The 9,951-nt window shown below is 44.0% G+C and carries 8 protein-coding genes, 1 pseudogene, 1 riboswitch and 1 other annotated feature (1 of these 11 only partly in view); of the genes and pseudogenes, 6 read left to right on the top strand and 3 right to left on the bottom strand.

Annotated features, from left to right (window positions below):
- Positions 1-357 precede the first annotated feature (357 nt).
- Positions 358-531 carry a hypothetical protein gene (locus tag GB993_RS05370; protein WP_161003364.1) on the bottom strand — a complete coding sequence of 58 codons (174 nt, stop codon included), beginning with the start codon at positions 529-531 and terminating at the stop codon, positions 358-360.
- 238 nt (positions 532-769) lie between these two features.
- Here GB993_RS05370 and GB993_RS05365 point away from each other — a divergent pair, with 238 nt between their 5' ends.
- Entirely contained in the window at positions 770-1,321 is a 552-nt protein-coding gene (locus GB993_RS05365; protein ID WP_161003363.1) for a DNA-3-methyladenine glycosylase I, read from the top strand.
- 71 nt (positions 1,322-1,392) lie between these two features.
- Positions 1,393-3,915, top strand: a complete 2,523-nt coding sequence (locus tag GB993_RS05360; RefSeq protein WP_161003362.1) for an excinuclease ABC subunit UvrA — start codon at positions 1,393-1,395, stop codon at positions 3,913-3,915.
- Between the two features lie 400 nt (positions 3,916-4,315).
- Here GB993_RS05360 and GB993_RS05355 read toward each other — a convergent pair whose 3' ends face one another.
- Positions 4,316-5,065, bottom strand: a complete 750-nt coding sequence (locus GB993_RS05355) for a hypothetical protein (RefSeq protein WP_161003361.1) — start codon at positions 5,063-5,065, stop codon at positions 4,316-4,318.
- Positions 5,066-5,174: 109 nt separating this feature from the next.
- Positions 5,175-5,302: riboswitch (SMK box riboswitch) on the top strand.
- Here GB993_RS05355 and metK point away from each other — a divergent pair.
- From metK to GB993_RS05335, 4 genes and pseudogenes are all read left to right on the top strand, one after another.
- Entirely contained in the window at positions 5,300-6,517 is a 1,218-nt protein-coding gene (metK, locus tag GB993_RS05350; protein ID WP_161003360.1) for a methionine adenosyltransferase, read from the top strand. (Overlaps the previous riboswitch by 3 nt.)
- A gap of 105 nt (positions 6,518-6,622) precedes the next feature.
- Positions 6,623-7,615: pseudogene (locus GB993_RS05345) on the top strand (MFS transporter); the annotation flags it as partial.
- Between the two features lie 238 nt (positions 7,616-7,853).
- Complete coding sequence (locus GB993_RS05340) at positions 7,854-8,285, top strand: hypothetical protein (protein WP_186337671.1); 432 nt, start codon at positions 7,854-7,856, stop codon at positions 8,283-8,285.
- Positions 8,286-8,364: 79 nt separating this feature from the next.
- Positions 8,365-8,895 carry a MarR family winged helix-turn-helix transcriptional regulator gene (locus tag GB993_RS05335; protein WP_161003359.1) on the top strand — a complete coding sequence of 177 codons (531 nt, stop codon included), beginning with the start codon at positions 8,365-8,367 and terminating at the stop codon, positions 8,893-8,895.
- Positions 8,896-8,961: 66 nt separating this feature from the next.
- Here the strand turns inward: GB993_RS05335 and GB993_RS05330 are convergent, their stop codons facing one another.
- Complete coding sequence (locus tag GB993_RS05330) at positions 8,962-9,612, bottom strand: phosphatase PAP2 family protein (RefSeq protein WP_162854045.1); 651 nt, start codon at positions 9,610-9,612, stop codon at positions 8,962-8,964.
- Between the two features lie 115 nt (positions 9,613-9,727).
- Positions 9,728-9,951 (top strand) — a binding site (T-box leader) (it continues 2 nt past the right edge of the window).

Here is a 9,951-nt window from a genome sequence, read left to right as displayed (position 1 = left end):
TTAACCAACGCCCCCTTAAAGTACTTAACTGGCAAACACCTTACCAAGTGATGCTGACTAATTTGTCAAAAAATTCGGATCAAATTTGCAATCTACCTTGAAAGGCTAGTTTATCAACAAAAGTCATTATTAGGATTTCCTCTGAAACAAAAACAAAGGGTTCAAACCGAATTATTAGTTCTTATTCAAAATATTATTGACAGCATATCATCTTTCTAGCAAACAAAAACAATCTAAGTAAAATTTTTGCAAAAATTAAAAGCCACCAATTTATAATATTGTTGGCTTTATCAATGTAATTTAAAGACGAAAAATGATCTCAACCTTTTAAATAAAATCTTGCCCGTAAAATAAGTTTCAGTGCAACGCAGCAATAATCAGACAGACGATGACTAACCCCAGAACAGAGTACCCACTGTAAATACGCATTAACCGAGTTGACCGATGCGCTAGTCGAGTCGCGACGTAGCGCGCTACGTTAAGAATCGTTAAGATGATAAAAATCCAGAACAAAATCCATAAGAATGTCATGGCGATGCCCCCTCAGCGTGGCTTGTTCCACTGACAAAGGATTTCGCCCCTTACTCAAATTGGCAAGAAGCATCACAATAAAGGACAGTGGACGTTGCACGTTTGTTATTGTTCACCTTTATTGTAACCGCTTTATTTATGGATTGATAGTTTTATCACCGTTCTTTCCGGGGTGACGTTTATACTGAAAAACGTATAATGAAAGTAAACTATCTATCAATAAGCGGGAGGTGTAGAAATGCCAATTCGGTGTGCATGGGGGCAAGAACCAGGATTAATGCAGACGTACCATGACGTGGAATGGGGCAAACCGCATCGTGATGATCATGCCTTGTTTGAATTAATGTGTATGGAAATGTATCAAGCCGGACTATCGTGGCGCACGGTATTAAACAAGCGAGCAGCCTTTAATGAAGATTTTGATCATTATGACATTGAAAAGGTGGCGAACATGACTGAAGCAGATTGGCAGCCGTTTTTGCAGGATGCTCGAATTATTCGTAATCGAGCTAAGTTGGCCGCAACGGTAAGCAATGCGCAAGCCTTCATCAAAGTTCAAAAAGAATTTGGGAGTTTTGCACATTACTGGTGGGCCTTTGTGAACAACCAACCGCTTGTAAACGACGTGGTCACGGAAGACGATGTGCCTGCCAAGACAGCACTGTCTGTCAAAATTGCTAAGGACTTAAAGCATCGAGGCTTTAAGTTTATGGGACCAGTGGCTGTCTATGCATTTATGCAAGCCAGCGGACTTGTGAATGATCATCTTAATGACTGTGAATTTAAATAGGTTGGCCTATTGTTGTGACATGCAAAAGGGATGACATCAAAGATAAGAGATAATATAGGAGGAGCGATTAAATGGCAATCCAGCATAAAGAAACGATTCCAGATAATATTGAAGTGCGTGGTGCACGAGTCAATAATCTTAAAAATGTGAATGTTGATATTCCGTTAAATGCGTTTGTCGCCATTACCGGGAGATCGGGCTCTGGGAAGTCCTCGCTGGCGATGGGGGTATTATATGCCGAAGGGGCACGACGGTATTTAAACGCATTGTCTACATATACAAGACGGCGAATTAGTCAGGTCGGCGCGGCCAATGTCGAGTCAGTTCAATACTTGCCATCTGCATTAGCGTTGCGTCAACGACCACAGGTGCCAGGTGTTCGCTCAACAGTGGGCACAATGAGTGAGAGTTTAAATGTTTTACGATTGATGTTTTCTCGGTTAGGCTCAACAGTATGTCCAAACGGGCACCGTGTGCCACCGACCATTGAAGTGGCGGAAAATGATGGTTGGGTTGTCTGTCCAACATGTGGCGTTCGATATCGTGGACGTGGAGCTGAGGACTTTGCTTTCAATGCAGGCGGCGCGTGTCCAACATGTGGTGGGGTCGGTGAAGTTCGCCAAATCGCTGCAGATCGGCTTATTGGGGATGAGAACCTTACTATCCGTGAGGGCGCCGTGGCATCCTGGCATTTAGCCGGGCGAAACTTTATGCCGTTGGTAGCGGAAGCGGTGGGAATTCCTATCGATGCGCCATATAAGGACCTGTCTGATGAAGCAAAGGATTTAGTATTACATGGTAAAAAGCAGCCCTATGCCATTAACATTCCGAGTTCGAAGGGCAAAATTTTCCATATGGATAATGCAATGTACGAAAATGCCTTCAATGCCGTGGAAGATTCAATGGCCAATACAACTAACGAACGGGCGATTGAACGGCTTAACAAATTTTATGTGTTTGATACGTGTCCAACGTGTCATGGCTCTCGTTTTGACCCAGCACTGTTAGATCAGCTTATTGTAGGACACAACATTGCGGAAATTACCAAAATGGACTTGGATCAACTAATGAAGTTTGCGGATACGATTGTTCCGTGGTTACCCAAACGCGTTCAGCATTTGGGCGCAGACCTTGTTAAAGAATTTAAAGACAGTCTGACGCCACTCACGGATTTGGGACTCAATTACCTGACGTTAGATCGTGCTGGTAACACGTTGTCGACAGGTGAATTGCAACGGATCCAATTAGGACGCACGTTGCGTAGCGAAACCACGGGTGTTTTGTATGTTCTGGATGAGCCATCTGTCGGTTTGCACCCAGCAAACGTTACTGGACTGATTAAAGTTTTCCATCAGCTAGTTGAGCAAGGCAATTCACTGGTGGTTGTGGATCATGATGTTAGTATCATTGCAGCAGCCGACTACGTTATCGAAATTGGTCCTGGTGCGGGTAAGCAGGGCGGGCAGGTTGTCAATCACGGAACAGTTGCCACGATTCGTAAGCATGAGTCTTCCTTAATTGCACCATTCTTAAATGGGACGGCACCAATTCGAGAACGACCGCAATTGACTGATAAGCAGCTTTTTGCAAAAGGCAAATTATCAATTGAAGTTACCAATCGTTTTAATATTAGTGATGTTAAAGCTCAATTTCCCAAGAACCGGTTGTCTGTTGTGACGGGTATGTCTGGGGCCGGAAAAACAACACTAGTATTAGATAGTCTGATCCCTGCTATTCTCGCGGATGTCAAACATCAACAACTGCCAAAGCAGGTCAAACAGTTAGATCGAGCTAAGATTCATAATGTGGTCATGGTTGACTCTGTCCCGGTGGGTAAAAATGTCCGTTCAACCGTTGCGACTTACACGAGTGTATTAGACACTGTTCGGACTTTGTTTGCTAATACCAAAGAGGCACAGGGGAAGGGATGGACAGCCAGTCACTTTTCTTACAATTTAAATGATGGCGCCTGCCCAATATGTCATGGTACCGGCACAATAAGTATGGATGTTCAATATTTACCAGATGTTGAAGAAGTTTGTCCTCAATGCCACGGCCAACGCTACAACCAAGAAACATTGAGCGTGAAGTGGCACGATCTTTCAATTGCTGACATTCTGGCATTATCTGTTGATGACGCGCGCAACTTGTTTGTTGACGTCCCGATCGTGGCAAATACGTTGAGTGCATTACATGACATGGGTCTAGGTTATCTTGAACTCGGTGAAAGTACCCCAACATTGTCCGGTGGTGAAGCACAGCGTTTGAAACTGGTATCACGAATGGGTCGTCGCCAGACGGGTACGTTATTTGTTTTCGATGAACCTTCTGTGGGACTTCATCCGTTAGATATTCAGCAGTTGCTGAGGGTGTTTGATCAACTCATTAATGAGGGCGCCACGGTGATTGTGATCGAGCATGATCTGGACGTTATGGCTAACGCTGACTACATTGTGGATATGGGCCCTGAAGGTGGCACGAAGGGGGGGCAGTTGGTCGCTGCCGGGACCCCAGCTGAGGTAGCCCAAACGAAGACCAGTGTCACAGGACAGTATCTCAAGGAAAAACTGGCTGGTGGACCAGTCACGGCTTAATTTTCGGTTGTCGTTTGGAGTTGATGTAGTCGTAGGTTTCATGTGGATGCCATTTAATATTTAACAACTTTTTTGTAAATAGTCGGCTAAGTTGTGATAGGAGTGAAGCTGACCGGAAACAGAGTTCCATGTCGGCAACACTTGGCGGCGAGAACTTGGCCGCTTAGTGTTGCATGATGACTTATGAGACGTGTACTTCGACTCATAATCAAGGGTGAAAATCGCGCTTTTGGCGAGTTGAACTCGGTCCCAAGGAACGGCGTTTCCGGTCAGTGTAACGGCAGAATCCAGATAGCCAGTCATTTCAGTATTTTTAAACTTAAGACAGCGTAAACAAAAAAAGAGGAGCTTTCCGAAAAAATGGAAGGTTCCTCTTTCAATGTAATTAGCAGTCAATAAACTAAGCAAAGACTAAGATTAAATAGGTGATCAGTTCGAGCAGAATATAAGCTGCGGCCGTATATTGTGCCTTGAGATTAGGATAGTTGATACTAAACCAGAACGTTATAATCACAACTGCCATTGCTAAAACACCCAGCAATGAAAAATGGAAGAATAAAATGGCTGCAATTAATAACACACCTGTTACGGCAGTGGCAATGACACGTCGTTTGCCCTCAGTTTCAAAAATGGGCATCATAAAAAATAATTGGCAGGCCACTAATGGGATCAGCTGAATTAAAAATGTCATTGAAAGAAAACGGTTTTGGAAAAAGAAAATGGCGCTACTGATGGGAAAGGTTGACAGTAAGGCGTAAATGATGAGGCCCCAAATGTTTTGTAAGTTCAACCAGCGCATTTCGACCACTAACCAAAAACCCGAGAACATGAGTAACATGATCAGAATTTCTAAGTTACCACGAATGATGCCTGAGAAGGCAAGGATTAGACTGATCAAAATGGGGACGTGTGCCCATAATGATTTAAAGTTGGCCTGAAACATTAAAAAAGTTGTGAGACTCATGACGATTGTATAAGCCAATAACAGTAGTTGATTGCCATGAAAGGCAGCCCCCGTAAGTCGGCCGTAATGAATCGGAAAGCTCCACCAGATAATGTTTTGGGCAATTGTGAAGATAAGCAGTGGTTGCCAGGGCAAGTTGTTCAAAAAAATTGTGACATGACGCTGCTTGCGAGTTTGCGTGGGCATAAGGGCCTCCTTTCTCAAAATGACATAATATGTTTCTATGCTAATCAACTTTGTGAGCGGGGTCAACGAAATCACGTCTTTTTAACCGGTTAGTAACGTGTTACCATAAGTAAGTTATGAGTTTCGTTCCCGATAGGATAAACAGGGAACAGTTACGTCAAATTCTGATGATGTAACGGTTCTTTTTGTTTAGAGGCCTTGTAACCGGAATTTACTAGATGGGGGAAATATTATATGCAAGAACGTCATTTATTTACTTCTGAATCTGTTTCAGAGGGACATCCAGATAAAATCGCTGATCAAATTAGTGATTCAATTTTGGATGCAATTTTAGCTCAGGACCCACAAGCGCGTGTGGCCTGTGAAACGTCTGTTACTACTGGGCTCGTCCTCGTGTTTGGTGAAATTTCCACCTCCGCATACGTTGATATTCAAAAAACGGTGCGGGACACGATTAAGGGGATTGGCTACACCGATGCCAAGCTTGGCTTTGATGGCGACACATGTGCCGTCCTTGTCGCAATCGATGAACAGTCACCTGATATTGCCCAAGGTGTTGACGATGCTTTAGAGCGTCGCGAAGGTGATGAAGATCCACTGGACAAGATCGGTGCCGGTGACCAAGGCATGATGTTTGGCTATGCGATTGATGAAACGCCTGAATTGATGCCATTGCCAATTGCTTTAAGTCATGCGTTAATGCGTAAGATTGCGCAATTACGTAAGGATGGTGTCATTGATTACTTACGGCCAGATGCTAAGGCACAAGTGACCGTTGAATACGATGACGATGGTCAACCGGTTCGTGTTGACACAGTGGTGCTTTCCACGCAGCACAACCCCGACGTTGAACTGGACCAAATTCGTCACGATGTGATTGAACAGGTGATCAAGGCGGTTATTCCGGCTCGTTATCTGGATGACGACACGAAGTATTTGGTTAACCCAACTGGTCGTTTCGTTATTGGTGGTCCTCAAGGGGACGCTGGATTGACTGGTCGCAAAGTTATCGTGGACACGTACGGTGGTTTTGCTCGTCACGGTGGTGGCGCGTTCTCTGGTAAGGATGCCACTAAAGTGGACCGTTCTGCTTCATACGCTGCGCGGTACATTGCTAAAAATATTGTTGCTGCTGGCATGGCTCACCGTGTTGAAGTTCAGTTGGCATATGCAATTGGTGTAGCGCAACCAGTTTCTATCTCCGTTGATACGTTTGGAACTGGCAACGTGTCTGAACAAACGTTGACTGCGGCAATTCGCCGCGTCTTTGACTTACGTCCTGCTGGTATCATCAAGATGTTGGATCTTCAACGGCCAATTTACAAACAAACGGCCGTTTATGGTCACTTTGGCCGCCCTGACTTGGACTTGCCGTGGGAAAAGACCGATAAAATTGATGCATTAAAGCAAGCTGTCGCTGACGCAGATGCTGTTGTCAACGAAAGCAAGTAGTTATTTAATTAATACAATAGTGAGACTCCCGGTGGACTGGATTACGATCACACAGACACCAGGAGTCTTTTTTTGTAAAAAACATAGCGTAAAAAGGAATACACAATGAAAAATAATAAAACCAATGTCGTGTTGGTCACCATTGCACTGTTTGTAGCGACGTTTATGTCGGCAGTTGAGGGAACGATTGTGTCTACGGCGATGCCGACCATCGTTGGAGAACTGCACGGCGTGACCTTAATGAACTGGATCTTTTCAATCTATCTACTGACGAATTCGTTGGCCACGCCGATTTATGGCAAACTGTCTGATCGGATTGGCCGTAAACCAGTATTTTTGTTTGGACTGGCCGTGTTTACGTTTGGTTCCATGATGAGCGGTCTTTCCAACTCTATGCTGACACTGATTTTATGGCGTGCTGTGCAAGGCATTGGGGCCGGAACGATTATGCCGGTTTCCTTTACGATCATTGCCGATATTTATCCATTTGAGAAACGAGCCCAAATCATGGGACTGAATGGTTCAGCATGGGGCATTGCCTCTGTCGTTGCACCGTTACTGGGTGGTTTTATCGTTGATCAGTTAAGTTGGCATTGGGTTTTCTTCATTAATATTCCGATTGGGCTCATCACGATGCTACTAATCGCACTGTATTTGCACGAACCTAAGCAAGCGGCAGCTTCCAGTCCGTTAGATGTAGCAGGTAGTGTCTGGCTGTCGGTTGCCTTATTGGGGCTAATGTATGGTTTTCAAGTGGTGGGCGAGCGACACAGCAACCTTTTGATTGTTGCCATCTGTTTTATTATTGCAGCTGTTGGGTTATGGTTATTCATCCGGCAAGAACGTCGTGCCAGTGATCCGATTATCGATCTCAGTTTATTTAGCAACCGGACGTTTGTGATTCAAAATGGTGTAGCTGCACTCATTTCTGGTTTTCTGATTTGTTTTAACGTTTACATTCCGACATGGACTCAGGGATTATTAGGGCTACAGGCTGCTCAGGCCGGGTTTGCGGTTACACCAAGTTCAGTGATGTGGATCGTCGGTTCGTTTATCGCGGGACGAGTTATCGGCAAATTACGGCCACAAAAGATTTTGTTTGTCAGTAGGTAGATTGCAAATTTGATCCGAATTTTTTGACAAATTAGTCAGCATCACTTGGTAAGGTGTTTGCCAGTTAAGTACTTTAAGGGGGCGTTGGTTAAAGATCAGCTCCTAAAAAATGGGTTTGTGGTAAACACCATTTTAAAGGAAGCTGATCTTTTTTGTCCGAACAGCGTTCGGATTAATTTTACAATCTACCAGTATTACAACAGTACTAATTGGCGCAATTATCTTGGCCCTGTTACCAGGGCAAACACCATTCTGGGGATTTTTGCTAATTTCAGCAGAACTCGGCGTTGGCTTTGGACTAACCATCACCAGTACCACGGTAACGACGCAACACCTTGTTGACCCAGCAATTATTGGGATGGCGACATCCTTCAATACACTGGCACGGAGTTTGGCGCAAACAATTATGCTGGCTGTTTATGGGATCGTGATGAACGCAACCTTAGCAAATGGGGTGGCAGAGCATCACAACATCAATTTACGCATGCTTAATGCATTGATTAATCCGCACACGGCGAAAAATTTACCTGTTGCATTATTGCCAACATTGCGGCGTGTATTGGCCAGTGGTGTTCATAACGTATTCTTGGTGGCATTATTGCTAGTCATTGTTGCACTGCTGGTCAACGCCTTAGATCATCGACAAATAAGATAAAAATGTTTAATAGTTAAGTGTATCGATATTTATTTTCTGAAATTTCTTTTTTTTGATTACTCTATGGGAACAATATGTTATGCTTTCAACAGTTAAACGGATTGTTGAATTGGGTGGAAACATGACAGAAAAAAAGCAAGACTTAGAGTTAATGCAAGGCTACATTGAAGAATACTTGTTTGTGGACAAGTATTTAAACGAATTTGCCTCCGGACCAGCGAGTGATTTTGGAATGTCGTTTGATCAATGGTTGATTTTGACCGAAATTGCGCAAGCAGAAACACTGTTAAGCGTAATGGATCTGGCCGACATGCACCGTGTTACTCGAAGCGCAATTTCCCGTCAGGTAGCGGGATTACTTAAACAAGACTATGTCTACGAAGAAGATGACATGGCCGACCGTCGCCACAAGACACTTCACTTAACGCCTAAGGGTAGTGAGGTTGAGAGTAAGTTGTGGGATGTTGCGCAGGACCGTTTCAAAGGTTGGTTGGATGTTTTCGGCCGCGGTAAGTTCCAAGAGACACTTGATTTTATTCGTGATTTCGAAGAGAAAATCGTTCAACGTGATCGTTGGGGATCACGAATCAAGAAGTCTCACGAAGGTTAAACTGTGCGAATTCAAAATAAGGTCGTTGATGGTAACTAATGGATTAGTTATCGTCAACGACCTTATTTATCGTTTTGCGTGAATCGAAGTTGTTTTGAAAAAGAGGTAACGTGACACGAGCAATTCAGACCAGGCGAGAGCGCTTCCGGCCAAAACATCACTAGGAAAATGAACGCCGAGGTACACGCGGCTGAGACAAATGGTAATAATGAGTAACGTTAATAGTGTATTAAAAGCTGCCCGTAAATGCAACCGGTCAACATACAGATTACACAGAATAATCAGTGAGCCGTACATCAACGTGACGTTCATTGAGTGACCACTAGGAAAACTAAATCCTCCAGCGGCCACTAAATGCGTAATGATTGGTCGTGGACGTTCGACCAAGCTTTTAAGAATCGTATTTACGGCAAGTGCAAACACGCCAACGTTAACGAAGAAAAAAGCAGCGCCTTGATACTTTTTTCGCCACCAAAGGCCGAGTGAAAAGATAACCATCACGATCATAGTAAATTTTACATTGCCGAGCCTTGTTATATTGCGAAAGAACCACGTTCGTTCCTCGGTCACCGGGTGGCGGACAATATGGGTGCCGAATTGATCGAGTTGATGAAGCCAGCTTGCATCCGTTACGACACCGGCTAACAGGATTAGAAAAATAATAAAACAAATAACGGCAATGAGATTTCTGACGCGTTGCCAGTGCGTTTGTGACAAAACAAAGATAGTGATGACCTCCGAAGTTATTTTAAAGTCAGTATAGCATTCTAAAGCGGATGCTGACTTGTAAAGTCGCGCTTATTTTGCTATGCTATGAACAATATTTTAACAAGTAAAAGTGACGGATTAGTAATTGTGTTGTGATCTTAAGCGAGCTGACGGGTGGTGCAAGTCAGTGTTGATGACAGAATGAACTCACCGATAATCACTAAGATGGTGAACGACGTTATGATAACGTCAGTAGCTGTTTTCGTTTGTCAGCGTTACCGACTTTAAGTGTTTACCATGGTTGTTGTGGTAAGAAGATAGGTGGTACCGCGATCCGCATCGTCCTAT

This window comes from Furfurilactobacillus milii (assembly GCF_009864005.1).
Classification (GTDB): Bacteria; Bacillota; Bacilli; order Lactobacillales; family Lactobacillaceae; genus Furfurilactobacillus; species Furfurilactobacillus rossiae_B.
This window is presented reverse-complemented; position numbering and strand designations above follow the sequence as displayed.

Bases quoted from the DNA above. Each gene is read 5' to 3' on its own strand.
- GB993_RS05360 (WP_161003362.1), top strand. From the start codon at position 1,393: ATGGCAATCCAGCATAAAGAAACGATTCCAGATAATATTGAAGTGCGT.
- GB993_RS05370 (WP_161003364.1), bottom strand. From the start codon at position 531: ATGACATTCTTATGGATTTTGTTCTGGATTTTTATCATCTTAACGATT.
- metK (WP_161003360.1), top strand. From the start codon at position 5,300: ATGCAAGAACGTCATTTATTTACTTCTGAATCTGTTTCAGAGGGACAT.
- GB993_RS05355 (WP_161003361.1), bottom strand. From the start codon at position 5,065: ATGCCCACGCAAACTCGCAAGCAGCGTCATGTCACAATTTTTTTGAAC.
- GB993_RS05365 (WP_161003363.1), top strand. From the start codon at position 770: ATGCCAATTCGGTGTGCATGGGGGCAAGAACCAGGATTAATGCAGACG.
- GB993_RS05335 (WP_161003359.1), top strand. From the start codon at position 8,365: ATGCTTTCAACAGTTAAACGGATTGTTGAATTGGGTGGAAACATGACA.